We start from the raw sequence: 26,066 nt of genomic DNA, 5'->3' as shown, positions 1-26,066 counted from the left end.
CATTCCTTAGTGATTCGGTTGATGTTCATTTGCTTGGTCTTGGCGTATTTCTAACCAAGTTTTCAAGATCAATGTGATAATCGCTAAAAATGCCAGTAACGAAGACACAGCAAATGCAGCACTAAAGGTATATTCGTTATAAAGAATCTCGACGTGTAAAGGTAACGTGTTGGTTTCACCGCGGATGTGTCCTGAAACCACAGACACCGCACCAAATTCTCCCATTGCACGGGCATTACACAGAATCACACCGTAAATCAAACCCCATTTAATATTTGGTAGGGTCACTTTCCAAAAGGTTTGCCAACCTGAAGCACCGAGTACAATCGCAGCTTCTTCTTCTTCGGTCCCTTGTGCTTCCATGAGTGGAATTAATTCACGAGCAACAAAAGGAACAGTAATAAAAATTGTGGCTAAAACAATGGCAGGTACGGCATACAGGATTTTAATATCGTGATCCATTAACCAACCGCCAACCCAACCTTGTGAACCAAAAATTAGAACCAACATTAAACCTGCAATTACAGGGGAGACTGAAAATGGCATATCAATAATGGTGGTTAGGATAGCTTTGCCACGGAATTGAAATTTAGCTACAGCCCAAGCAGCCGCGACACCAAAAACTACATTAATCGGTACAGCAATCGCTGCTGTCAGTAAGGTTAGTTTGACTGCCGACAGTGTGTCAGAATCAGTTAAAGCATTGATGTAAACTGAAAGACCTTGTTTAAATGCTTCAACAAAAACCAAAATGAGCGGTAGTATTAAGCAACTTAAGAAGAAAATCAGTGCAATACTAATTAATGTATAACGGACCCATGTTGGTTCACGGGTTGAATCACGAGACTGCAACTTTATGGCTAAAGCATTGCTATTGGTATTTAAACTCATTGTGCAGTTCTCCCTGTACGACGACTCGCCCATGCTTGTACTAAATTAATTAAAAATAAAATGGCAAAAGAGAGAACAAGCATGACGACAGCAATCGTAGTCGCTCCAGCATAATCATATTCCTCTAAACGAGAGATGATCATGAGGGGGGCAATTTCGGTCTTATAGGGTTGATTCCCTGCAATAAAAATAACAGAACCATATTCACCAACACCGCGGGCAAATGCCAAAGCAAATCCAGTTAATAGTGCAGGGAATAGGATGGGTAAAATGATTTTAGTAATTGTCTGCCAACGATTTGCACCGAGTGCAGAAGCTGCTTCTTCAAGTTCAGTTTCAATGTCACTCAAAACAGGTTGCACGGTACGTACTACAAACGGTAAACCAATAAAAATTAATGCAAGGGTAATACCAATCGGAGTGTACGCCACTTGAATTCCCAGAGGTTCAAGATATTGACCAATCCAACCTGTAGGTGCATATAACGAGGTTAATGCAATCCCTGCAACTGCGGTAGGCAAAGCAAAAGGTAAATCGACCAAAGCATCGACGATTCTTTTACCTGGGAAATTATAACGAACCAAGCACCAAGCCAGCAGTATGCCAAAGATTACATTGACTAAAGAAGCGATCAATGCAGCACTAAAGCTGAGTTGTAACGATTTTAAAATTCGTTCTGAAGTAAGAATTTCCCATAATCCATCCCATCCAATCCCTAAAGATTTGATAAATACAGCTGATAAAGGAATAAGTACGATAAAAGATACATAAGCGAGGGTGAAGCCCAAAGACAGACCAAACCCAGGCAGCACTCGGGAACGCTGCGACATGATATTTCCTCAAAGAGAAATATTTGCTAAAACCAGCAAATAAATAACACTAAAACCAAAAAATACTGAGAGCGGAATCTAGGCAAATTTCAAATTAAAATTTGCCTGACTCATTCGAGTTACAGGTTGCAGTTTTTCTTCAGGCAACATGTAATTAAGGATGTCTGGAAAAGGGCCAAATCCAGATGCCACATTGATGTGACCTACTTGCCCCAAATTGATTGGTGTCAGTTTCCAAGCTTGAGCCAGTTGTAAAGCATCGAAATAACCTAACCAAGGATCATTTTCACTGATTAATAAGGTGGTTGGCACATCAATATTAAGCTGATGAAAATACTGTTTGTAATCAGTCAAGCTGTGACGAGCAAAGCCCGCTTCGCCAAACCGTGCAGGATTTGCAGGTGCAACCAAAATTAATTTTTTTACTTTTGTTTGTAACTCTGGATGTTCAGCTAAAGCAGCAACACTGGTTAAACAGCCAAAGCTATGAGCAACAATTTGTATTGGTGCTTCTATAGTTGCAACGGTTTTAACAAATTGAGCAACCCATTCGTTTAAAACGGGTCGGTCCCAATGTTTCTGTTGAACGCGAGAGCTAGACACGAGTTGTTGTTGTAACCAAGATTGCCAATGTTGAGCTTCGCTACCACCAACACCAGGAACAATTACGGTATGAATCATGTCCGCTCTCCTTATTATTTACCTAATTAGTAAATTATTTTGTGGTGCTGTTGATCTTGACGATTTGATCGAAAATACCGCCATTATCAAAATGAGTTTTTTGTACTTTTGTCCAACCACCAAACTCTTTATCGATCGTGACAAGCTTAAGAGGTTTAAAAGTGGTGCTATATTTCTTTAAAACAGCTGCGTTGCGAGGACGATAGAAGTTACGTGCTGCAATTTCCTGACCCGCTGGAGAATATAAGTAGTTCAAATAACCACGAGCGATTTGTAAATTACCTTTTTTCTCAGCATTTTTTTCTACAACCGCCACAGGAGGTTCAGCCAGAATTGAAAGTGACGGTGTAACGATCTCAAATTTACCTGGTTGTTCACGTACTGCTAGGAATGCTTCATTTTCCCAAGCCAGTAAAACATCACCGATACCGCGTTCAGCAAATGTAGTGGTTGCGCCACGTGCACCTGAATCAAGTACTTTAGTTTGTTTGTAAATTTGGCGAACAAATTCTTGTGCCTTAGTATCGTTACCACCTTTTTGGTGTTTTGCCCATGCCCAAGCACCTAAGTAGTTCCAACGTGCGCCACCTGATGTTTTTGGATTTGGTGTAATAATTTCTACACCTGGTTTAACCAGATCACCCCAATCTTTAATTTGTTTTGGGTTGCCTTTACGCACAAGGAAAACAATCGTTGAGGTGTAAGGAGTAGAGTTATTTGGTAGTTTCTTCTGCCAATCAGCTGGAAGTAATTTTGCATTTTCAGCGATTTCATCAATATCCGCAGCAAGTGCTAGTGTTACGACATCAGCATTTAGACCATCAATAACGGCACGCGCTTGTTTACCTGAACCACCATGAGATTGCTTAAATTCAATATCTTGTCCTGTACGCTGTTTCCAGAATGTACCGAATTGCTTATTAAAATCTGTATATAGCTCACGAGTTGGGTCATAAGACACATTTAAAAATTCTTGTGCCGCAAATGAAGAAACTGAAAGTAATGCGGCAATAACACCGACTTTAACTTGAGAAAAACGCATGAAAAACCCCTTAAATCGATCTGTTATCAGCAGATCTTCAATCATTGTTTGGAATATGGATGCAGCATAGCGCCAGTTTTTTTGCAAAAAAAATAATTAAAATCGAATTTGATATGAGTAAAAAAGAAATATAAAAAAGAGATAACCTATGCTTAATTTCTGATAATCATTTTGTATATAGCTATAAAACAAAAAGTTGACTTTGATTCATGTTGAATGTTTATCTAAAAATGATTTTCGGCAGATTAAGCCTGAATATATTTAGAGAGACCGTGCTAATTCGAGTTGTTAATAAACGATAGGATTCTAGATCATGATTAATTAGGCATGGACTGTGTACATGCTTTTGCCAAACTTAGGTTTCAGGGTATGATGACGATATGTTTGAGACTGAATTTTTGATCATGCAGTGTTATAAAAATGGACAAATGATTGATTCGATTCCATTGTTAGATCGAGCCTTTCATTATGGAGATGGTTGCTTTACCACTGCGCGAATTTTTCAAGATACGTTTGAACTAAAACAATTACACTTTGCTCGTTTGGCATTGGCTTGCCAAAGATTAAATCTTGATGTGGATTTATCGGTCGTAGATAGATCCTTAGCACAACTACAACAACAGCATTTTACATTGAATGGCACTTTAAAAATCGTGATTAGTCGGGGCGAGGGAGATCGAGGATACAGTCTGCCGCTACATGCTGCTGATGTTTATGTTTGGTATTACCCTAAAGTCATGCAAGTTTTTCAACCAGAGTGGATTGAGAGTGGGGTGCTGAATCATGCTCTAGGTTTGAACATGCCCCATTTAGTGGGTTTAAAAACATTAAACCGTTTAGAACAAGTGTTATTAAAGCAGGAGGCTGACCATGTGGGGTGGCTTGAAGCATTGGTAACCGATGTACAAGGTTATATTGTAGAAGGGGTGAGCAGTAATTGTTTTATTCGTATAAATGACCGATGGATTACACCAGAACTTCGTTATAATGGCGTTCATGGCGTCATGCGAGCCAAGATTCTATCTCGTATGAAGCAACAGAATATTGAATGTGAACAAGGTTGTGTAGAGATTAATGATATTGAACGTATTCAAAGTCTATTTTTCTGCAACGCTTTACATCCGATGAAAGCGGTTATTCGATTTAATGGTCGGGCTTTTGAGCAGCAACCCTACCTTGATTTATTTGAAACATTGAAACTTAGCCAGATTGATTAATATGCCAAAGCCACCAACGACTCCAGCCAAAACAAAGAAAAAGCCAAAAGCTCAACCGAAGTCTAAGTTTTCTATTAAAGCCTTATTGATTGTAATCGTCGTCTTTCTTTTGCTCGTATTCGGTGTGCTTTGGGCAAGCTTATTTAAGAACTATCCAGTCGAAGGGAAAAAGCAGGTTCTAGTCATTTCTTCGGGAGATACTTACTCAAAATTTATTGATCATCTAGCCAAAGAAAACAAAGTTAATTTCCCTATTATTTTAAAGATTTATCAAAAATTTATGATTCATGACAGTTTGAAAGCTGGTGTGTATGAAATCAATAAAGGGATGAGTGTTCGTCAAGTACTGGATATGTTGTCTGACGCTGAAAATGCACAAATGAATCGTATTTTGGTGATTGAAGGGACAACTTTTAAACAATTGCTACAAAATTTAAAGAAAGACCCGAATGTTAGCAAGACTATTTTAGATCTACCACAAGACCAATTATTAAAAGCTTTAGATATTCCTTATTCACACCCTGAGGGTTTATTTGCACCAGATACTTATTTCTTTGCCAAGGGTGAAACAGATAAAAAAATCTTAACGGATTTATATCGTCGCCAAATGAAATCATTAGATGAAGCTTGGGCAAAAAAAGCACCGAACTTACCTTATAACGATAAATATCAAGCTTTAATCATGGCTTCGATTATTGAAAAAGAAACCAGTTTAGATAGTGAACTAGAACAAGTTTCAGGTGTATTTGTACGTCGTTTAAAAATAGGTATGCGCTTACAAACTGATCCAACTGTAATTTATGGTATGGGGGATAATTATAAGGGCAATATCACTCGCAATGATTTACGGACACCAACGCCTTATAATACATACACGATCAATGGTTTGCCGCCAACTCCGATTGCATTGCCAAGTAAAAAAGCGATTGAAGCAGCAATGCATCCAGACGATGCTAAAAATATTTACTTTGTTGCTACAGGTAATGGTGGGCATAAATTTACAGCTTCTTTAGAAGATCATAATCGTGCAGTTCAAGAATATTTAACTGCGTTACGCGCAAAGCAAAAGTAGGATGAATGATGTTTATTAGTTTTGAAGGTACGGAAGGTGTAGGTAAGACGACACTCATCCGTAAAATTCATCAGTACTTTGAACAGCAAGGTAAAGAAGTCGTTTTGACGCGTGAACCGGGTGGAACGCCGTTAGCTGAACAGATTCGCTCTTTATTATTAGCGGTGAATCACGAAGAACAAATGAGTCATGATACTGAGCTATTATTGATTTATGCAGCACGTGCGCAACATTTACAACAAGTCATTATCCCTGCTTTAAATGCAGGTAAGATCGTTTTAAGTGATCGTTTTACTGATGCCAGCTATGCATATCAATGTTCTGGACGTGGTTTAAGTCAGGAAAAGTTGCAATTATTAAATCAAACTTTTGTGGTGAAAATGCCGAATATTACCTTTTGGTTGGATGCGCCGATTGAGTTGGGAATGACTCGTGCGCGAGAGCGTGGTGCACTGGATCGTTTTGAGCAAGAGAAGTTGAGTTTCTTTGCTAAAGTGCGTGCGGGTTATGAGACCTTGTGGCAAGCAGAGCCTGAACGGATCAAGCGTTTGGATGCAACACAGAATGCGGATATTGTGTTTGAAGAAGCGTTGAATTATGTAAAACAGTTCTAGGAGCTGTTTTATATTTATTATGATTAGTTTTGTTTTATGTATATTTTATTAAAATAACAAGGATTCAATAATGATATTTGAAGTGAATTCATATGTTGGCGTTAATTCAATTAAATTTGGAATGTCTAGAGAGGGTGTAAGAAATACTCTTTTGAATTATGAATATAGAATATTTAGAAGAAATTCTTATTCAGAGTCCCCTATAGATGGTTATGATGATATGGGTCTTAATATTTCTTATGATTCTAGTGATAAAGTTGAAGCATTAGAATTTAGTGAACCTGCTTGTGTTGTATTAAATGGGCTAGATGTTTTTAGCATAACAGCTTCTGAAGTTTATGCCTTAATAAAAAAATTAGATCAAGATGTGATGATTGATGCGGATGGGTTAATTTCTTTTAAATTGGGCGTGGGAGTTTATGAACCATTTTATGAAGAAGAATATATGCATCCAATAAAGTCATTTATTGTTTTTAAACAAGGGTATTATGACTCAATAGATTTTGGTTAGGATGTTTTATTACTAAATTTTATTGTGTACGATTTTGCTGGGGTCATATTATCTAGTAATACTAGCCCAGCAATTAATACTTGTATCAAGTTAGCTTACACTCATTCACCAACGGTTGTTCCACTTTAAAGTTTGGTGGAGTTAAAACGGTCTTGCGAATCTCATCTGAGAGTTCTGGATAATCCAGTGTGTAATGTAAACCACGTGATTCCTTGCGCTCCATCGCACAACGTACAATCATTTCAGAAACTAAAACGAGGTTACGTAATTCAATCAAGTTTTTACTGACGCGGTAGCCTTGATAATATTCGTTGATTTCACGTTTTAACATTTCAATACGATGTAAAGCACGTTGCAAACGTTTAGTGGTGCGAACAATACCCACATAGTTCCACATGGTTGAACGTAATTCATCCCAGTTTTGTAAGATGACAACATCTTCATCGGCATCAGTCACTTGAGATTCATCCCAAGAAGGTACATCTGGAAATTCAAAACTAACATTATGTTTGCTTTGAATATCTTCCGCTGCACTCATGCCATAAACGAAACATTCAAGCAGTGAGTTACTTGCCATACGGTTAGCACCATGTAAGCCAGTATATGAAGTTTCGCCAATTGCATATAAACCATCTAAGTCAGTTTGGCTATGTTCATCTACAACCACGCCACCACAGGTATAGTGTGCTGCTGGAACAACAGGAATCATATCTTTAGTAATATCAATCCCAAGTTCGAGCAAGCGTGCATAAAGCGTAGGGAAGTGCTCGGTGATAAATTCAGGTGATTTATGTGTGATGTCTAACCAAACATGACGAATACCTAGACGTTTGATTTCATAGTCGATTGCACGCGCAACAATATCACGTGGCGCAAGTTCAGCACGTTCGTCAAGACGTAACATAAAACGTTCACCATCGGGCAAACGTAGATACGCACCCTCACCACGCATGGCTTCGGTAATGAGAAAAGAACGCGCTTTCGGGTGATACAAACACGTTGGATGGAATTGGTTGAATTCCATATTGGCAACACGACAACCAGCTCGATAAGCCATCGCGATACCATCACCGGTTGCAATGTCAGGGTTAGAAGTATAGAGATAAGCTTTCATTGCACCACCACAGGCCAAAGCTGTGAAAGGGGCTAAGAATGTATGAACTTGTTCTGTTTTTTCATTTAATGCATATAAACCAATCGCACGATTATTTTTGTCTTGATGACCAAGCTTATGTAATGTGATGAGGTCAATCGCAATATAATTTTCAAAAATTGTAATATTTTTTCGTTCTTTAGCACGTTCAACGAGAGTAGTTGAAATTGCCTTACCTGTTGCATCAGCAGAATGAATGATACGGCGTTGTGAATGACCACCTTCACGGGTGAGGTGTAATTGCTCATCATCATCTAAAGTGAATTGAACACCTTGCTTTAATAAGAAATCAACAGAAGGCTTGCCGCCTTCGACTGTATGTTTAACGGCATCTAATTCACAAAGATGTCCGCCTGCAATCATAGTGTCATTAATATGTTGTTGAATTGAATCAGTCTCGTCTAAGACCGCAGCAACACCACCTTGAGCATAAAAAGTACTGGCTTCTGTGAGCTCAGCTTTTGCTAAAATGGCAATGTTGTAATGACTCGGTAAAGAGAGTGCAAGACTTAAACCTGCACCGCCACTGCCCACAATTATCACGTCAAAATGGTGAATTGTTTTTAAATCAGGCATGTCGATCTGCTTCAGTTTTAAACGTTCGCTAATGACAACGCTTTTTAGCAAAAAAGGCAAGTGCCAATCTGCCTAGAATTGAACGATTTTTTAGCGAATGTAAACAATTTTTACTGATATGAATTGTCAATCACCTTAAAGTCTAACAAGGATAAGTATTCAATACATCATTTTAATCTAATATTAAGCTGCCCACGATAAAAAGTTAATAAGCTTATAAATCATGGAGATTTTCTCCATAATTTATTCACATTTCAATATGCTACATCGTTGTATGCATTGAAAATATCAACATATTTTTACGAAGATTACAGTTGGGTTATGATACAAACATAATCTTAATATTCTATAGATCATTAGTACGTAGGTTCTCACTTCATGAAAAGTCGCTATTTACAACAAGGAATGTATGCTGCGGTATTTACGGTTGCTGCAGTACAGGTTAATGCTGCTTCACCAGTAGATTTTTCAAATCTCGTTGAGCAGGTGAGTCCTGCGGTTGTCAGTGTCAATGTTGTAAAAAAAATGACTCAGGAAGAGTTGTTACAGCAACAAGTGCCTGAAATTTTACGACGTTTTTTTGGTAATCAAGTCATTATCCCTCAACAACAAGGGCCGCAAGAAAAAACTGCATACGGTAGTGCATTTTTTATTAGTAAAGATGGTTATCTCGTTACAAATCATCATGTGATTGAAAATGCGTCTCGTATCAGTATTACTTTAAACGATCGACGTGAACTTGATGCAACTTTGGTTGGTAGTGATGAGCGCACTGATGTTGCTGTGCTTAAAGTAAATGGTGCAAATTTCCCAGAATTAAAAATTGGTAATGTAAACCAGTTAAAAGTTGGTGAGCCTGTTTTAGCAATTGGTTCGCCTTTTGGCTTTGACTATTCTGCTTCAGCAGGGATTGTGAGCGCTAAATCTCGAAATATGAGTGGTGAAACGTCAGTACCGTTCATTCAAACAGATGCTGCATTAAACCCTGGTAACTCTGGTGGTCCGCTATTTAACCAACGTGGTGAAGTGGTTGGTGTTAACTCGCGTATCTTTAGTGGTACTGGCGGTTATATGGGCTTGTCATTCTCTATTCCTATTGATGTCGCGATGGATGTAGTCCAACAGCTTAAAACCAATGGTAAAGTGACTCGTTCATACCTTGGCGTGATGTTGCAAGATATTGATCGTAACCTTGCAGAAGCATACAAATTACCAAAACCAGAAGGTTCATTGATTAATCAGGTTACACCGAAGTCACCAGCTGAAAAAGCAGGTTTAAAGTCTGGGGATGTGATTTTAAAAATTAATGGTTCTTCTATTTCCCGTACTAGCGATTTGTTAAATGTATTAAATCGCGTAGCACCTAGTCAGACTGTTCAATTAGAAGTATTACGTGACGATAAAGTTCGTACTATTTCAGCAACTTTAGGTACTGCACCAGACGATACACCAGCCGCTGAGGATAAAAACAATCCAACCAGTGGTCTAGGAATGAGCATCCGTAATTTGACGCCTGAAGAGCAAGCAAAATTGGATGTCCGTGGTGGGATATTGGTGCAGGATGTTAAACGCGGTAGCTTAGCATCATTATCAAACATTGTTGCAGGTGATGTTATCCTTCAAGTGAATGGTACACCTATTTTAAATAGTCAAATGTTTGTAAAAACAATGGCGGCTCTACCAAAAAATAGTGTTGCTCGAGTAGCTATTATTCGCCAAGGCCAGCGTGCAATTTTAGGTTTACGTTTGCCTTAAGCTATATTGTTAGTTTTTTTTAAACCACCCTGAAAATAGGGTGGTTTTTATTTTGTAATGTATAAGTGTTTAGATTAGTGTATGCGACTGAGCTTGGATTGACGAAATAAGTAGGTTTATGAGTACTATTTTTGATTTGAGAATAACTGTACAACCTGAACATATTGATGTTTTAGGTCATGTCAATAACGTCAAGTATATTCAGTGGATGCAAGATGTCGCAGCAGCGCATATTGAAAGATTAGGTTTAGGTCTAGCTCAATATTTAGAACTCAAACATGCAATGGTGGCGGTAGAGCATCATGTTCAGTATCGGAAAGCAGCACTTGAAGGTGAAGAAGTCATCTTACGTACATGGTTAGATGATATCAATGCGCTCTATTCCTTTCGTCAGTATGCATTTTACCGTCCAAAGGATCAAAGTATTTTATTCGTAGGGAATACCAAATGGGCGTGTATTGAAATTACAACAGGCCGTCCAAAGCGTATGTCACCGAGTTTTACTCATGCCTACCAACCGATTGGATCGGATCTAAATCCGATGGATTTTTCAACTTTATATGAGTAAATCGAAGGACTGAAATCACCATATAGAGGCTTTGATGGGGTAATTATTTTGAATACTTTGAAATGGTGTTCTGCTATAATCCCCAACAATTTTGTTAAACCGCTTTGGCTCATGACTTGTTGTAAGGTTAGAGCACTCTATTTTGTTAAGGTAACCCATGGCGCAAGCTAAAAAATCCATAGATATCAAAAATATACGTAATTTCTCGATTATTGCTCACATTGACCATGGTAAATCAACCTTGGCAGATCGATTCATTCAAATGTGTGGTGGTTTACAAGATCGCGAGATGCAAGCTCAAGTATTGGACTCTATGGAGCTTGAACGTGAGCGTGGGATTACCATTAAAGCTGCATCTGTAACGTTGTATTACACGCATCCAAATGGTCAAGAGTATCAATTAAACTTTATTGATACACCAGGTCACGTCGACTTTTCTTATGAAGTATCACGTTCTTTGGCAGCATGTGAAGGTGCGCTTTTAGTCGTCGACGCTGCGCAAGGTGTTGAAGCACAATCTGTAGCAAACTGTTATACGGCGATCGAGCAGGGGCTAGAAGTTCTACCAATCTTGAATAAGATTGATTTGCCACAAGCAGAACCTGAGCGTGTGATCCACGAAATTGAAGAAATTATCGGAATTGAAGCGACAGATGCACCAACCTGTTCAGCAAAAACTGGTTTAGGGGTTGAAGGTGTTTTAGAGCGCCTAGTTGATGTGATTCCAGCACCAGAAGGTGATCGCGATGCACCTTTACAAGCATTAATTATCGACTCATGGTTCGATAACTATTTAGGTGTTGTTTCTCTCGTTCGAATCAAGCAAGGTCGTATCCGCAAGGGCGACAAAATGTTGGTGAAATCAACGGGGCAAACTCACCCAGTTACATCTGTTGGCGTATTCAATCCTAAACACACTGAAACAGATATTCTCGAAGCGGGTGAAGTTGGCTTCGTGATCGCTGGTATTAAAGATATTTTTGGTGCGCCTGTGGGCGATACAATTACTTTGTCTAACACACCAGATGTCGCTATTTTACCAGGTTTTAAGAAGGTTAAACCGCAGGTGTATGCAGGTCTTTTCCCAATTGACGCCAGTGACTTTGAACCATTCCGTGAAGCACTACAAAAATTACAAATTAATGACTCAGCGCTGTTCTTTGAACCAGAAAGTTCAGATGCTTTAGGCTTTGGTTTCCGTTGTGGCTTCCTAGGCATGCTTCATATGGAAATTGTACAAGAGCGTTTAGAGCGTGAATACGATCTTGATCTGATCAGTTCTGCACCAACAGTAATCTATGAAGCATTGACTAAAAAAGGCGATATTATTTATATCGACAGCCCATCAAAAATGCCTGATGGTTCAACAGTTGAAGATTTGCGTGAGCCGATCGCAGAGTGTCATATTCTTGTGCCACAAGAATATTTAGGTAATGTCATGACCTTGTGTATTGAACGTCGTGGTGTTCAAAAAGATATGAAATTCTTAGGTAATCAAGTTTCAATCACTTTTGAAATTCCTATGGCAGAAGTGGTCATGGATTTCTTTGATAAGTTGAAATCTTGTTCACGTGGTTTTGCATCTTTAGATTACAACTTCGTGCGTTTTGAGAGTTCATCTTTAGTTAAGGTTGACGTGTTAATTAATAGTGAAAAGGTCGATGCCTTAGCTATGATTTGTCACCGTCAAGATGCACGTCATCGCGGTATTGCATTGGTTGAGAAGATGAAAGATTTGATTCCACGCCAAATGTATGATGTTGCAATTCAAGCAGCAATTGGTGCACAAATTATTGCACGCTCTACCGTAAAAGCCATGCGTAAGAACGTATTGGCAAAATGTTATGGTGGTGACGTTTCGCGTAAGAAGAAACTTCTTGCGAAACAAAAAGAAGGTAAGAAACGTATGAAACAAGTAGGAAGTGTTGAAATTCCTCAGGAAGCGTTCTTAGCTGTATTGAAAGTGGATAGATAAAAAGAGAGAGGCTAGGTAAATAAATTTACCTAGCTGCAAAACGAGCAGCTAGACTGCGGGAGAGGGCGTGTGGATTTTGATTTTAATTTGATTCTGGTACCAGTTACACTGATTTTTTTTCTAGTGTGGCTACTCGATAAATTTGTACTAAAACAACGTGCAAATAAAGGGCGTGATCAGGAAAATTTTGTTATAACGTGGGCATATGATTTTTGGCCCGTGTTAGCAGTAGTCTTAATCCTTCGTTCATTCTTGTATGAACCATTTAATATTCCATCTGATTCTATGGTGCCCACCTTGGAAACAGGTGATTTTATTTTAGTAAATAAATTTGATTATGGTGTGCGCTTACCGATTGTAAATGCAAAAGTAATTAATGTAGGTGAGCCAAAACGTGGTGAAGTCATCGTATTTCGTTATCCACCACAACCAACCATTAGCTATATTAAGCGCGTAGTGGGTTTGCCGGGCGATCACATTCAGTTTAAAGCTGGCCAATTAATTATTAACGGAAAGCAAATTGCTAAAGTAGCAACTGAATTTAAACGTGATAAAGATCAATTAGAAACTCCTGCAGTTTATTACTTTAAAGAAACATTAGGTGAACACCAACATTTAATTCGTTATTTAGATGGCCGTAATCCTTTAGCAGAACAATTTCAATTTGCAAAGTTACGTGGAGCTGATGCTCTAGTTCCATTTGTTGCCAAGGAGAATAATGTTTTTATTCAAAGTAATGGGCAGGATTGGGAAGTCACTGTGCCAAAAGGACAGTATTTTGCAATGGGTGATAATAGAGATCAAAGTGCAGACAGTCGTTTTTGGGGATTTGTTCCTGAAGCGAATTTAACAGGTCGTGCTTTTTATGTTTGGATGCATAAAGAACCTGGTTTTAACCTACCAAGTTTCGATCGCAATGGTAAGATTAACTAATAAAAATACATAGGAAGTACTAAGATGCGTAAATCTCAACAAGGAATGTCATATTTTGCAATATTATTTGGAGTGGTTGTTTTTGCTATCACTGCTAAAGCGCTAATTGCAATTTGGCCAGTCTATTGGGATGATAAAATTATCGATAATCAAATAATAGCTTTATTAAAGGAAAGTCCAGAAAATATAACACCTGGAAAATTTTATACCCAAATGGAACAGCGTTTGGACATGAATAATATCCGTGATATCCATTTTAAAGATATTGCGCAAGTGACTTATAAAGATGACCTTGTGGTAATAAAGAAGTATGAAGTGCGTAAGCCTTTCATGCTAAATATCAGTTTAGTTATGAATTTTGAGAAGACTTTTGACCAAAAATCTGCAAAACAAGCTCAATGATACACGGCTGCAAGGGCGAATAGGTCACCAGTTTAAACAGTTTGACTTGTTAAAGCTGGCTTTGACCCATCGCTCGGTCAGCCATAAACATAATTATGAACGCCTAGAGTTTCTAGGCGATTCATTATTAGGGATGATCGTCGCAAATTATTTGTACAATGCTTATCCACTGGAAAATGAAGGTCGTTTAACGAGAATGCGTGCGACGTTGGTTCGACAGGAAGCGTTAGGAAAAATCGCAAATGATTTGCAACTAAGTCGGTCATTAATTTTAAGTACAGGCGAGTTAAAATCTGGTGGACATCACCGAGAGTCAATTCTGGCGGATACAGTTGAAGCCATTATTGGTGCTATTTATTTAGACAGCAATGATCTCAACTTGCTCGAACGCATTGTGCTAAAATGGTATGAACCATATCTTGATCATATCGAACCGACAGATCAACTGAAAGACCCTAAATCACGTTTGCAAGAGTATTTACAAGCACGTAAAAAACCTCTCCCAGTTTACGAGGTTGTAGATATTCAGGGTGATGCCCCGAATCAACATTTCAAAGTGGAATGTGATGTAGCGGGATTGCCAAAAATTATAGGCGAGGGCTCAAGTCGTCGTTTTGCCGAACAAACGGCAGCGGCAGAGATTTTAAAATTATTGGAGCAATAACCTGATGTCTCATTCAGAAGAAAATAAGCCAGAAGCAACTGAACAGCAAGATGGCAATAATCTAGTTGATCAATTTTTTAGTTCTCAAGGAAGCACAATTCCTTCAGATTTCAAAAGCGGTTTTGTTGCAATCGTTGGCCGTCCAAATGTGGGCAAGTCAACTTTGATGAACCATATCTTGGGTCAGAAGCTATCCATTACCTCACGTAAGCCACAAACCACACGCCATAAGATCGTAGGGATTGATTCACGTGAGAAATCACAGGCCGTATTTGTCGATACACCTGGGATGCATAAAAAAGAAGTACGTGCCATCAATAAGATGATGAACCGTGCTGCACATTCAGCATTACGTGATGTGAACTTGGTTTTATTTGTAGTTGATGCACAAAAGTGGACTCAAAACGATGAATTGGTTTTGGAAAAACTTAAAAATGCTGATATGCCAGTGATCCTTGTGATCAATAAACTTGATACATTTGAAAATAAAAATGAGGCTTTACCGCTGATTCGAGAGCGTGCCAAGCTCATGAATTTTGCTGAAATTGTGCCAGTATCAGCATTGCGTGGTGCAAATCTAGATCATTTGCGTGACACGATTGAAAAATATTTGCCATATCAGCCACCTTTGTATTCATTGGATCAGATTACCGATCGTTCTGAGCGTTTCCTTGCGAGTGAAATCATTCGTGAGAAAATTATGCGTCAGTTAGGTGAGGAGCTTCCATATGATTTAACGGTTCAAATTGAATCATTTAAAACTGAAGAAGCAGCGGTAAATGAAAAAACAGGTCGTTTAAAGCCGCCATGTACGTATATTGATGCGACCATTTTTGTGGAACGCCAAGGTCAAAAAGCCATTGTGATTGGCGACAAAGGTGCGAAGCTGAAAAGTATTGGTATGGATGCACGTACAGACATGGAAAAAATGTTTGAGCAAAAAATCATGCTAACACTTTGGGTGAAAGTCAAAGGTGGTTGGTCTGATGATGAGCGTGCACTCAAAAGCTTGGGGTATAGCGATATTTAATCGCATTTAAGATAACGGAAACAGGTATGAAAACAACAATTCGTATACTCGCGATTGTGACATGTATATTTATGTTGCAAGGCTGTATTCACAAGCTTGTGACCGTACCTGTTAAAGTTGCTTATAAGACCACTAAAGGTGTTGTTAAAGGAACTGCTGCGGTTGTTGGTGCAGTCATTCCCGATGGCGATGATGAAGCAAAGGATGAGAAAAAGAAGGACTAGTCTCGTACTATGATGCGCAATGAAGTCCTACATGGTTATTTGATTCATCATCGTAAATATCGTGAAAAAAGCCATATTGTGCATTTATTTACACAAGAATATGGTCGGGTGGATGGGATTCTAAGACAGACCCCACCGCCGCAATATCAGCCTATTCGTCTGCAAGCCACAGGCAAATCTGAACTAAAAAACTTTACAAAACTGGAAATTCTGAATCAACCTGTATTTTTTCATGGTGATGCATTTTTTGCCGGTTTTTATTTAAATGAAATTCTATTGCGACTATGTCCTTTAGAAGAGATGATGCCGCAAACATTTGAACAATATCAGTTGATTTTAGTGTTGTTACAGCAATTGGCGACACACGAACAAGCTGGTGTATTTCTTCGGCAGATTTTGCGTCAATTTGAGCATGTACTCTTGCCAGAACTTGGCTATGCCATTGATTTCTCAGCAGATGCAAATCAACACGACATTCAGGTCAATCAGCATTATCAATTTCAAATCAATGATGGTTTTTTACCAGTTTCACAAGCTTCGCGTTCAACACTTGATGGTGAATTGATTACCTCCATGCAAAGTTATGAAGATGGGCAGGATTTTTCTCACGAACAATTGCAATTATTGGGTAAACTATACCGTCAAATGATTAGCTCCTTGTTGGGTGATCGACCGCTGAAAAGCCGTCAACTTTGGATTCAAAGTACACAAACTTGATATTCCTGATGTATTGAAAATAATGATTCAGGGCTAAACCGATAGGATATTTTTTATGGCTGCAATCTTGGGTGTAAACATTGATCATGTTGCGACATTAAGACAAGCACGTGGTACAACTTACCCTGATCCAGTTCAGGCTGCTTTAGTCTGTGAACAGGCAGGTGCTGAGGGGATTACTTTACATTTGCGTGAAGATCGCCGCCATATACAAGATGATGATGTACGTCGTATGCGTCCATTGTTAAAAACACGTATGAATCTTGAATTGGCTGTGACTGATGAAATGGTTGCATTTGCCAAAGAGATTCAGCCGCAACATGTGTGCTTTGTACCCGAGCGTCGTCAAGAAGTCACCACAGAAGGTGGCTTGGATGTCGTAGGTCATTTTGAAAAAGTAAAGGCGGCAACTGAAGCACTGAAAGCGATTGGCAGTGATGTGTCTTTGTTTATCGATGCAGATTTTGCACAGATTGATGCAGCTGTGGCATGTGGTGCACCAACCATTGAAATCCATACGGGTGCTTATGCTGATGCCGATACAGATGAGCAGCAACAAGCTGAATTAGCTCGTATTATCAAAGGTGCTGAATATGCAGCGGCAAAAGGTTTGGTTGTGAATGCTGGACATGGTTTGAATTTGGATAATGTGGCAGCAATTGCGGCGATCCCTCAAATTCATGAACTCAACATTGGTCATTCGATTATTGCCGATAGTGTATTTGTTGGTCTGACCCAAGCGGTAACAGATATGAAAGCAGCAATTCAGGCTGCTGCGAGATAAGTTGATGAGTAGTATAAATTATGATGAGTTGATGCAACCTGTCATCGCATTTTTAGGTTGTGCGACTCCCCAAGCATGGTTGGATGAAGCCATTAATAATCTGGACATCTTAATGCAAGACCATGCCAACTGTGAGAAAAAAGCAGCGAGTACAGCAATGAACTTGATGTTCCGCTATAGTTTCTTTACGGACTTGCAAGTGAAATTGGCACAATTGGTGCGTGAAGAAATGCTGCATTATGAGCAGGTTTTGGAGTTCATGAACAAACGCGGCCAAGAGTGGAAGGGTTTGAGTGCAGGGCGCTATGCGGGTGGATTACGTAAAGAAATCCGTACCTATGAGCCTGAAGCTTTAATTGATGTGATGATTATTGGAGCATTTGTCGAAGCACGTTCGTGTGAACGTTTTTATGCTTTGGCACCTGTTGTGGACGATGAGCTGGGGCGTTACTACCGCTACTTACTTAAGTCTGAATCTCGTCATTTCGAGGACTATTTGGCTTTAGCTTTAGATGTTGCAAAAACAGCGAAACTTAAAGATCCAGAAGAGACGATCCAGCAACGGATTGAGCATATTCGTGAAGTGGAAAAGAATCTAATTTTAAGCCCCGATGATACGTTCCGCTTCCATAGCGGTGTGCCAACGCGGGTTGCTGCCTAAGTTGAGTTAAAAGACAAAAATGCTTCTGTTGATCAGGAGCTTTTTTATTGGTCATTTTTGTTATTAAGTAATAAAAAAGCCCCGATTATTGATCGGGGCTTTTTAGAATCTTGGCTCTTCCACCTGGGCTCGAACCAGGGACCTGCGGATTAACAGTCCGTCGCTCTACCGACTGAGCTATGGAAGAATAGTAGATTGGCTCTCCAACCTGGGCTCGAACCAGGGACCTGCGGATTAACAGTCCGTCGCTCTACCGACTGAGCTATTGGAGAATCTGATGCGCATTTTAGGGATGAATTTCAGATGCGTCAATAAGAATAATAAATAAAATGAATCGTTTGCTTGATAAATATGCTTTTAATTTTTTAATTATAAAAAAACTGCCCGAAGTGGGCAGTTTTTATTCAAGAAATAAAAATTATTTCTCAACACCTGCTGGTTGACCAGCAAGTTTTGCATTTGCATAGTCCCAGTTCACTAAGCTTTCTAGGAAAGTTGCGATGTATTTTGGACGTAAGTTACGGAAGTCGATGTAGTAAGCATGTTCCCAAACGTCAATTGTTAATACTGCGATTTGACCGTGAGCAAGTGGAGTATCTGCATTTGCAGTTTTAGTAATTGATAATTTACCATTTACTTCGTCAGCAACTAACCAAGCCCAACCTGAACCGAATTGAGTCGTTGCAGCAGCAGTAAATTCTTCTGCAAATTTTTCATAGCTACCAAAAGCTTCTTCGATTTTAGCTGCGATTGCGCCAGTTGGTTTACCACCACCGTTTGGCTTCATGCTGTTCCAGTAAAATGTGTGGTTCCATACTTGTGCAGCATTGTTAAAGATACCTGCTTTAGAAGCGTCACCAGCAGATGCTTTGATGATTTCTTCTAAAGTTTTACCTTCAAGGTCAGTGCCTTTGATTAGGTTGTTTAAGTTAACAACATAAGTATTGTGATGTTTATCGTGATGGTATTCTAAAGTTTCGCGAGTAATGTGCGGAGCTAAGTCATCATAGCCATATGGAAGTGCAGGTAAAGTAATGGTTGTCATGTTCCAATCCTTGCAATTGCTGGGTTTTACGTTAAGTGGCTCTATTGTAAATGATTCCAAAGATAATAGGGCAGTCTTTTAAAGAACGATATACAATAAAGGTTCAATTAAAAACGATAAATAAAATCGGATTCGTCAATTCTATTAAATCGGATTATTTAGTTCGAAATAGATAGTTTCTACAGCAAACTGATTTGTAATTGCTTGAGCAAGACGTTGTACGCCATATCGTTCAGTTGCATGATGACCACAGGCAAAATAATGAACACCTAATTCTTTGGCTTCATAAAAAGTACGCTCACTGACTTCGCCAGAAATATAAGCATCACAATCTTTTTCTGCTGCTTTATTGATAAAATCTTGAGCGCCGCCTGTGCAAAATCCTACTTTTTGGATTTGAATTTTCTCGCTCGGCAAATGAATCACTTTAAAATCAAAAATAGCTTGTAAATTTGTTTTAAATTGCTCTGGGCTTAATGGACTTTCCAAATAGCCTATATTCCCAATCGGATGCTTTTCGAATGGATCTAAAGCTTCTAGATTTTGTAAACCGATTAAATCTGCAATTGCAGCATTATTCCCAAGTGTGGGATGTGAGTCTAAAGGCAAATGGTAGGCGATCAGAGAGATGTTGTTCTGAATTAATTTTTTGATTCGATTACCACGCATACCTGTAATAGGGTAGGCTTCACCTTTCCAAAAGTAACCATGATGGACAAGTAAGGCATCTGCTTGCTGCGCAATAGCTGCATTAATTGCATCTTCTGAGGCTGTAACAGCACAGACTATTTTATTTACCTCAGGCGTGCCTTCAATTTGTAAGCCATTGGGTGCGTAATCTTTAAACTCACTAATTTTTAAAGTTTGATTACACCATTGCACAATATCATGCAAATTTGCCATGCGATTCCTCAACTGAATGACATATATAGATTCAGCTTAATAAAAGCATATTTTTAAATGTAACTAAAGCTAGACAAAACTTTTTTAACTTTTACATTGCTTTAAACCAATTTACTTTACAATAACTGAAAGTTCTTGTTCTTCTTCAATAAATAAGCTTGTCCATAACATAATTTTGCTTAGAGGATAATAATCGTGCGCCGTGCATTTACATGGTTACCTTGGGTTTTACTTGTCATTGTTATATTCAGTTTTCTAGCATGGCAGAAATCACATCAGCCTAAACCAACAGTTGCTGCTGATGGGGTGAAAATGCCTGCTGAAAAAGTTGAGCCCCTTATTGATACAACTCGAACGGGTGGGGTGGTTTCCTATAGTGCTGCCGTAAAAGTTGCTGCACCAGCGGTTGTGAATATTTTTACCACACAGAAAGTAAAACAGATGAATCATCCTTTATTGAATGATCCTGTATTTCGTGAGTTTTTTGGTAATCAAATTCCTCAACAGCCTCAAAATGAAAATAGTTTAGGTTCAGGTGTTATTGTTCGTGCAGATGGTTATATTCTGACGAATAACCATGTGATTGCTCAGGCAGAGCATATTGTGGTGGCATTGAATGATGGTCGTCGTGCTGAGGCGAAAGTCATTGGTACAGATCCTGATACTGATTTAGCCGTGATTAAAATTGAGTTAGACAAGCTTCCTGTTCTACCGTTTAAGCTCAGTGGTAATGAAGTTGGCGATGTTGTTCTTGCAATCGGTAATCCATTTGGCGTGGGGCAAACAGTTACCCAAGGGATTATTTCGGCGACAGGTCGTTCAGATTTAGGTATCAATACCTATGAAGACTTTATTCAAACTGATGCGGCGATTAATCCCGGTAATTCAGGTGGTGCATTGATTGATGTTGCGGGGAATTTAATCGGCGTAAACACTGCGATTTTCTCTCAATCAGGCGGTTCATTAGGGATTGGTTTTGCAATTCCAGCGAAAATTTGTCAACAAGTATTAAATTCAATTTTGAAAGATGGTCGTGTTGTTCGTGGTTGGTTAGGTATTAGTTTAATTCCTAATACAATGGATGACGACGTATTGGCTGCGAAACCTATTGGAGTCGTTGTTGCTGATGTCTTGCGTGATGGTCCAGCAGATGCGGCAGGCGTAAAACGTGGTGATAAGATTATTCAAGTCAATAATGAGCAAATTACTTCAGCTTCACATTTGATCAACTATGTTGCATTGCAAGCACCACAAAGTGTAATTGATCTAGTGATTGAAAGAGATGGTAAGCAACAGAGCATGCAAGTAAAAGTTGGAGAGAGAAAAACTCAACAAAATGCGCAGTCGCAATATATTCCATTACCTAAGCGTCAAGATTAATATGATCTTATGATTTAATTTGCATATGAAAGGCTACTTAGGTAGCCTTTTTATTTATGAAAAGAAAAAAGCTTGCTGATAAAGGTCGATCAGCAAGCTTTTTGCAAATTTTGGAGTTTTTTATTTTTTATTACACCATCGAAATTTGATGATTTGATGACAGTTTTTTTATAAATAAATTACAACGACTCAATATCAGTATTTATAATCCATTTGCAACCATAACTTTTGAGTATCTACAGAAAACTCTTCCGCTTGATAATCTGAGAATTTTGCTAGGGCAGACAAACCTTTAATATGTAAAGCATGAGAATAAGAAATAGAGAATTCTTGACCATAATCCATATTTTTTTCATTACTACGATATTGATGTAGTTCAGTGCCTAATTTACCTTTCCCAAATACATTAAAATTTGATGAAATGTACAAGTCAGTTAAACCATTCACAGGCGTTGTCAAGAATAAGTCAGCCCATCCGTTAAACTTATGTTTAGTCGCCAATGGGGTTTGAAATGCAATTTTTCCATCATCACTACCAAGCACTTCATAGCCAAGTGCGATTTCACCCAGTGCAGAGCCTTTATCCGTGATGCTATAACCTAATTCTAATGCATAATAATCTGTATCATAATTTATAGGTTGCTCAGCATATTCACTTTGTTTGGCATATTCAGCAACGTATCTAAAATTGTTTTTCTTACCTGTTAAGCGTAAGCCATAGGTTTGATTTGACCAAGCACTTAAATCCTCGAAATCCATCAAATACCCATATAATGTTGCGTTGAACAATGGGTTGTAATTCATTTTAGCTTGAATTAAATGAATTTGACTGTTTTGTTTACCATCTTGGGCTGCTACAAATTTAGGTTTTGCATCTTCACTACCAAAAATAGTATTGACTTGATCAATATAGCCATAATACAAACCAAACTCTTTGCAAGGTTTAATATTTAAACTAATCGCATCAAAGGTTTGATCATTTTGACGCCAAGCTACGGAGCCTACAAAGCGCTGATTTTCTAAATTAATAGCTTGACGACCAATACTTAAATCAAACTTTGGACTATAAGCATATTTTAAATAAGCTTGATTCAATTGTAAGTTTTGAGGATCAGGGACTGTACTGTAGTTTGTTTCAGCATTACGTGTACTATTGAAATGATCATTAATTTCGACAGTGCCTTCTCCTTGTACAAATGCGCTTAAGCCATGCCAAGAGCCAGTTTCCAGTGAAGAGCGTAGTCTCAAAGTCCAAGCATCAGCATTTTTTAGTTGGTTATCTTGGTCAACCAATTCGTAACGTAGGCGACTATCGAGAGAAAATTTAGTTTGGCTTAAAAAGTTATCTGCAGCAAATGTCGTAGTTGTTAAAACACTGAGCATAGCAAAGCTAAGAAGATTCAATTTCATATTGAGACCCCTGAAAGATTATAATTTCTAGATTTAATTTAGATATTGTGCAGGGGAAAGGTAGGTTTCCCTGCACTAAGTGAATGATGATTAAGAGGTAACAGAGTTGCGTTCAAGCACAGCTTGGTCAAACAGTTGCTGTTCTTTCGTTTTATGTTCTACAGAGAATCGGATGAGGATGACACCAAAGGCAGCCACAGTTACAAGACCACCTAAAATCATGAGGCAAGTTTGAACATCTAGTAAGCCTTTGAGTAAAAAGCCTGCTGCAACCGCACCAACATTACCACCAGCACCAATAATGCCCGCCACGCCACCAAGTGCATTACGGTCAATGAAAGGAACTAAAGCATAAGTTGCTCCGCAAGACATATGTGTGAAGAGCGCGAAGACAGTCATACTGATAATAGCAAGAGCTACAGTATTCATTTGTGAGAAGAGAATCAGGAACAAGCCTTCACATAAGATAAGAATAAATAATACTTTTGTACGACCATCTAAACCTTTTGAAATCGCAACTTTATCTGAAACAATTCCACCTAAAGCACGAGCGAATAAGGCAAGTAGGCCAAAGATACCCGCAGTTAAACCTGCTTCTTTTAAACCCATGTTGAAGTGGTCGACGTAATACATTGCTGCAATGTTATGAATGAAGATTTCTATACCGAAACATGCTGCATAAGAAACAAATAGAATCCAAACACGATAGTTACGAGCAGCTTGCATTAAGATAGCAACACCACCTTTTTTACCGCTACCAACTTCAACACCGTTTGCGCGTAATTCTTTAAAGTCACCTTGTGGACAGTCTTGTGTAAGTTTCCAATAAAGTACACCAACAATTACCATCATAATGCCAGGTACAAGTAGCGCAATTCTCCAACCCATTGCTTGTTCAACACCAAACATCACAATTGCACCGAGAATTAATGGCATGATTGCTTGTGTTGCACCTCCACCCGCATTTCCCCAGCCTGCAGAAGCCGCATTTGCTGTGCCGACAACATTAGGCGCAAACATGACACTGGTGTGATATTGGGTGATGACAAAGCTCGCACCAATTGCACCAATCAAGAGACGGAAAAACAAGAACGATTCATAAGTATTTGCTGCTGCAACACCGAAAACAGGGATACTGCCAACAATGAGAAGAGCAGTATAGGTTTTGCGTGGTCCATATTTGTCACAGAGTGGGCCAACAATGAGTCGTATCAGAATTGTGATTGCAACCGCAGCGATATTGATGTTTGCGATTTGGTCTTTGGTTAGATTAAATTCACCTTTGATGACTGGCATTAATGGTGCACAAGCAAACCAAGCGAAGAAACATACAAAGAATGCGAGCCAAGTCATATGAAAAGCACGCATGGCAGGCGTTGAAAAGCTAAATAATTTTATTTCAGTTGCTTTTTTAGCATTTAGATTCATTTTTGAAGACATAACCTTCCCCTGAACTGAACGAAATATATTTTTGCTATGCAATATTTCTGCATACACAAACCGAACAGAACGGACTTCATTGGCCGTCAGCAAATTTTTTATGAATCGTCGTTGATTCATGATGCTTGTTACTAAGCAAGGGGTGTGCCAAAAAACAAATTTGATCAAAATTTAAAATTAACTATATAATTATAAATATATAATTATATTGAAAATATTATTTCTATTGATGGGTGCTATTTATCAATGAATCTCATATGCTTTATTAATATTTATATTTCTTCATTATTTCGAAAATGATTGCAATTGGTGCATGTTTTTTATGCATGATGATTTAAAAGGTGGCGATAAATAAAAAACAGCCGAAGCTGTTTTTTTAATTTTAGCTAAAAACGATAGCCAACGCCTAAATAAGTAATGAGTGGGTCTATATCAATTTTGGTATTTGCTTGGATCAATTCTTTACCTGTATTGCGGTCTGTCACATAGATTTTTGCTTCATTATTCATTTTGGAATAAGAAACGGATCCAACGGCAAACCAATTCGGATTGAAATCATAAGTTGCGCCTACTGTGACAATCGGAGCAAAAGTATCAGTCGCCTCCAATTTGACAATAGGATCTGCTGATGATGTCTTACCATCTAAGGCAGCTCCCGCTTTGCCGTCATGGATATTTTGGATCATGTGACCAGCTTTTACTAAATCAGATTCTATGCCCGAGTTCATTTTAAGATCATTAAAATAAGCATACATCACGCCTGCGCCAACGTAAGGTCGGAATTTATTCACGCCTGATTTACCAAACTGGTAATGGAGTTCCACCGCAGGTAGCCAAGCACGTGCAGTTGCTGCTTTGCCTCCTTGGGTCAGATCTGTGATATGAATATCCTGTTTTAAGTCAATATCACCTAAAATAGTACTTGCTGATCCATTTAATGGCGCGTATATGTCGCCTTTCCCTTTAATATCAACTTTTGGAGGAATTCCTGCCTTAATCTCTAGAGATAAATTATCAGTAAAGTGATAATTCGCCATAATACCAACGGTATCTACATTGTCTGCTTCTAAACCTGTTCCTTGGCTTTGCCAGTTGGATAATCCTTTAATTGTAGCTGTACCTGTTGCAAGTCCAGATACAGTATCGGTTGGCCATAAATTAATGGCGCCGTAAACGATTGGATTGGAATCTTTGACTGCTGCATCTAATACGGCTTGTTTAGATACATCACCTACTTTAGATTGTGTTCCCTCAGCTACAGTCGTATTGATATTAATAGGATTTGCAGAACCTTGTGGCATGGCATGTAACCAACCAGCTGAAAGAGAGAAACGTTTGAAACCATCTCCATCTTTTAAACTAAAATAAGGTGACTCCGCAAAACTAATAGTGGGTAGGGTTGCAGCAATTCCTACTGCAATGCATAGCATGCGTTTTTTCATAGTGAGGACTCCATGTCCGATTTATAAGAAACTTTTTATTATGATAAAAATAACGTTTTTTACTAAACGGTTTGTTTAGTTAAAATTTATAATTGTTATGCTTATGAAGACTTTTGTTTGATTTAGATGAATTGATGAAGAAATTA

26 protein-coding genes and 2 tRNA genes are annotated in these 26,066 nt (G+C 38.6%); 16 read left to right on the top strand and 12 right to left on the bottom strand.

The window, feature by feature from the left end; genetic code table 11:
* Positions 1-6 precede the first annotated feature (6 nt).
* The 4 genes from cysW to AC0JIQ_RS10910 all read right to left on the bottom strand — a co-directional run bounded on the left by cysW (position 7) and on the right by AC0JIQ_RS10910 (position 3,444).
* A complete protein-coding gene (cysW, locus tag AC0JIQ_RS10925) occupies positions 7-891 on the bottom strand; it encodes a sulfate ABC transporter permease subunit CysW (RefSeq protein WP_050041906.1) in 885 nt (294 codons plus the stop codon).
* Positions 888-1,721 (bottom strand): sulfate ABC transporter permease subunit CysT, encoded by an 834-nt coding sequence (cysT, locus tag AC0JIQ_RS10920; RefSeq protein WP_005215272.1) that lies wholly within the window; start codon positions 1,719-1,721, stop codon positions 888-890. The genes cysW and cysT overlap by 4 nt, the downstream gene beginning before the upstream one ends.
* Positions 1,722-1,799: 78 nt before the next feature.
* Complete coding sequence (locus tag AC0JIQ_RS10915; protein WP_087546814.1) at positions 1,800-2,402, bottom strand: RBBP9/YdeN family alpha/beta hydrolase; 603 nt, start codon at positions 2,400-2,402, stop codon at positions 1,800-1,802.
* A 34-nt stretch (positions 2,403-2,436) separates the two neighbouring features.
* Entirely contained in the window at positions 2,437-3,444 is a 1,008-nt protein-coding gene (locus tag AC0JIQ_RS10910) for a sulfate ABC transporter substrate-binding protein (RefSeq protein ID WP_288402721.1), read from the bottom strand.
* Between the two features lie 404 nt (positions 3,445-3,848).
* Between AC0JIQ_RS10910 and pabC the strand changes: the two genes are divergently transcribed.
* The 4 genes from pabC to AC0JIQ_RS10890 all read left to right on the top strand — a co-directional run bounded on the left by pabC (position 3,849) and on the right by AC0JIQ_RS10890 (position 6,858).
* Positions 3,849-4,661, top strand: coding sequence for an aminodeoxychorismate lyase (pabC, locus tag AC0JIQ_RS10905; protein WP_474203254.1), 813 nt, complete (start codon positions 3,849-3,851; stop codon positions 4,659-4,661).
* A gap of 1 nt (position 4,662) precedes the next feature.
* Positions 4,663-5,733 (top strand): endolytic transglycosylase MltG, encoded by a 1,071-nt coding sequence (gene mltG / locus AC0JIQ_RS10900; protein ID WP_005215277.1) that lies wholly within the window; start codon positions 4,663-4,665, stop codon positions 5,731-5,733.
* An 8-nt stretch (positions 5,734-5,741) separates the two neighbouring features.
* Positions 5,742-6,347, top strand: coding sequence for a dTMP kinase (tmk, locus tag AC0JIQ_RS10895; protein WP_474201658.1), 606 nt, complete (start codon positions 5,742-5,744; stop codon positions 6,345-6,347).
* Positions 6,348-6,417: 70 nt separating this feature from the next.
* Positions 6,418-6,858 carry a hypothetical protein gene (locus tag AC0JIQ_RS10890; RefSeq protein WP_474201657.1) on the top strand — a complete coding sequence of 147 codons (441 nt, stop codon included), beginning with the start codon at positions 6,418-6,420 and terminating at the stop codon, positions 6,856-6,858.
* A gap of 85 nt (positions 6,859-6,943) precedes the next feature.
* Here the strand turns inward: AC0JIQ_RS10890 and nadB are convergent, their stop codons facing one another.
* Positions 6,944-8,593, bottom strand: coding sequence for an L-aspartate oxidase (nadB, locus tag AC0JIQ_RS10885; protein WP_474203253.1), 1,650 nt, complete (start codon positions 8,591-8,593; stop codon positions 6,944-6,946).
* Positions 8,594-8,965: 372 nt separating this feature from the next.
* Between nadB and AC0JIQ_RS10880 the strand changes: the two genes are divergently transcribed.
* The 11 genes from AC0JIQ_RS10880 to AC0JIQ_RS10830 all read left to right on the top strand — a co-directional run bounded on the left by AC0JIQ_RS10880 (position 8,966) and on the right by AC0JIQ_RS10830 (position 18,300).
* Entirely contained in the window at positions 8,966-10,342 is a 1,377-nt protein-coding gene (locus AC0JIQ_RS10880; RefSeq protein WP_005215282.1) for a Do family serine endopeptidase, read from the top strand.
* Positions 10,343-10,460: 118 nt separating this feature from the next.
* On the top strand, positions 10,461-10,910 hold the full coding sequence (locus tag AC0JIQ_RS10875) for an acyl-CoA thioesterase (protein WP_474201656.1): 450 nt from the start codon (positions 10,461-10,463) through the stop codon (positions 10,908-10,910).
* A gap of 157 nt (positions 10,911-11,067) precedes the next feature.
* The gene (lepA, locus tag AC0JIQ_RS10870; RefSeq protein WP_336937301.1) at positions 11,068-12,885 is read left to right on the top strand and encodes a translation elongation factor 4; all 1,818 of its coding nucleotides are present in this window, start codon (positions 11,068-11,070) and stop codon (positions 12,883-12,885) included.
* A gap of 69 nt (positions 12,886-12,954) precedes the next feature.
* On the top strand, positions 12,955-13,818 hold the full coding sequence (lepB, locus tag AC0JIQ_RS10865) for a signal peptidase I (protein WP_474201655.1): 864 nt from the start codon (positions 12,955-12,957) through the stop codon (positions 13,816-13,818).
* A gap of 24 nt (positions 13,819-13,842) precedes the next feature.
* On the top strand, positions 13,843-14,220 hold the full coding sequence (locus AC0JIQ_RS10860) for a DUF4845 domain-containing protein (protein WP_474201654.1): 378 nt from the start codon (positions 13,843-13,845) through the stop codon (positions 14,218-14,220).
* Entirely contained in the window at positions 14,189-14,884 is a 696-nt protein-coding gene (gene rnc, locus AC0JIQ_RS10855) for a ribonuclease III (RefSeq protein WP_251117847.1), read from the top strand. Before AC0JIQ_RS10860 ends, rnc begins: the two co-directional genes overlap by 32 nt.
* Before the next feature lie 4 nt (positions 14,885-14,888).
* On the top strand, positions 14,889-15,914 hold the full coding sequence (era, locus tag AC0JIQ_RS10850; protein ID WP_474201653.1) for a GTPase Era: 1,026 nt from the start codon (positions 14,889-14,891) through the stop codon (positions 15,912-15,914).
* A gap of 26 nt (positions 15,915-15,940) precedes the next feature.
* Positions 15,941-16,138, top strand: a complete 198-nt coding sequence (locus AC0JIQ_RS10845; RefSeq protein ID WP_474201652.1) for an NF038104 family lipoprotein — start codon at positions 15,941-15,943, stop codon at positions 16,136-16,138.
* Between the two features lie 9 nt (positions 16,139-16,147).
* Positions 16,148-16,855 (top strand): DNA repair protein RecO, encoded by a 708-nt coding sequence (recO, locus tag AC0JIQ_RS10840; RefSeq protein WP_346511092.1) that lies wholly within the window; start codon positions 16,148-16,150, stop codon positions 16,853-16,855.
* Positions 16,856-16,910: 55 nt separating this feature from the next.
* Complete coding sequence (gene pdxJ, locus AC0JIQ_RS10835; RefSeq protein WP_474201651.1) at positions 16,911-17,639, top strand: pyridoxine 5'-phosphate synthase; 729 nt, start codon at positions 16,911-16,913, stop codon at positions 17,637-17,639.
* A gap of 4 nt (positions 17,640-17,643) precedes the next feature.
* On the top strand, positions 17,644-18,300 hold the full coding sequence (locus AC0JIQ_RS10830; RefSeq protein WP_474201650.1) for a MiaE family protein: 657 nt from the start codon (positions 17,644-17,646) through the stop codon (positions 18,298-18,300).
* Positions 18,301-18,411: 111 nt separating this feature from the next.
* Here the strand turns inward: AC0JIQ_RS10830 and AC0JIQ_RS10825 are convergent.
* The 4 genes from AC0JIQ_RS10825 to AC0JIQ_RS10810 form a co-directional block, all read right to left on the bottom strand.
* Positions 18,412-18,487 (bottom strand) — tRNA-Asn (locus AC0JIQ_RS10825).
* Positions 18,488-18,496: 9 nt separating this feature from the next.
* Positions 18,497-18,572: transfer RNA gene (locus tag AC0JIQ_RS10820), tRNA-Asn, on the bottom strand.
* Between the two features lie 146 nt (positions 18,573-18,718).
* Complete coding sequence (locus AC0JIQ_RS10815; protein WP_004670542.1) at positions 18,719-19,345, bottom strand: superoxide dismutase; 627 nt, start codon at positions 19,343-19,345, stop codon at positions 18,719-18,721.
* 144 nt (positions 19,346-19,489) lie between these two features.
* The gene (locus AC0JIQ_RS10810; protein ID WP_474201649.1) at positions 19,490-20,248 is read right to left on the bottom strand and encodes a Nif3-like dinuclear metal center hexameric protein; all 759 of its coding nucleotides are present in this window, start codon (positions 20,246-20,248) and stop codon (positions 19,490-19,492) included.
* A gap of 195 nt (positions 20,249-20,443) precedes the next feature.
* Between AC0JIQ_RS10810 and AC0JIQ_RS10805 the strand changes: the two genes are divergently transcribed.
* Positions 20,444-21,628 (top strand): trypsin-like peptidase domain-containing protein, encoded by a 1,185-nt coding sequence (locus AC0JIQ_RS10805; protein ID WP_474201648.1) that lies wholly within the window; start codon positions 20,444-20,446, stop codon positions 21,626-21,628.
* A 195-nt stretch (positions 21,629-21,823) separates the two neighbouring features.
* On the opposite strand, the gene AC0JIQ_RS10800 is transcribed toward AC0JIQ_RS10805, so the two are convergent.
* The 3 genes from AC0JIQ_RS10800 to AC0JIQ_RS10790 form a co-directional block, all read right to left on the bottom strand.
* Positions 21,824-23,038 carry an alginate export family protein gene (locus tag AC0JIQ_RS10800; protein ID WP_474201647.1) on the bottom strand — a complete coding sequence of 405 codons (1,215 nt, stop codon included), beginning with the start codon at positions 23,036-23,038 and terminating at the stop codon, positions 21,824-21,826.
* Between the two features lie 90 nt (positions 23,039-23,128).
* Entirely contained in the window at positions 23,129-24,478 is a 1,350-nt protein-coding gene (locus AC0JIQ_RS10795; protein WP_004661267.1) for an MFS transporter, read from the bottom strand.
* Between the two features lie 386 nt (positions 24,479-24,864).
* The gene (locus AC0JIQ_RS10790) at positions 24,865-25,920 is read right to left on the bottom strand and encodes an OmpW/AlkL family protein (RefSeq protein WP_474201646.1); all 1,056 of its coding nucleotides are present in this window, start codon (positions 25,918-25,920) and stop codon (positions 24,865-24,867) included.
* Positions 25,921-26,066: the final 146 nt, after the last annotated feature.

It is taken from the genome of Acinetobacter sp. FB (assembly GCF_056033405.1).
Note: the sequence above shows the minus strand (reverse complement) of the source record. Positions and strands in the feature narration are given on the sequence as shown.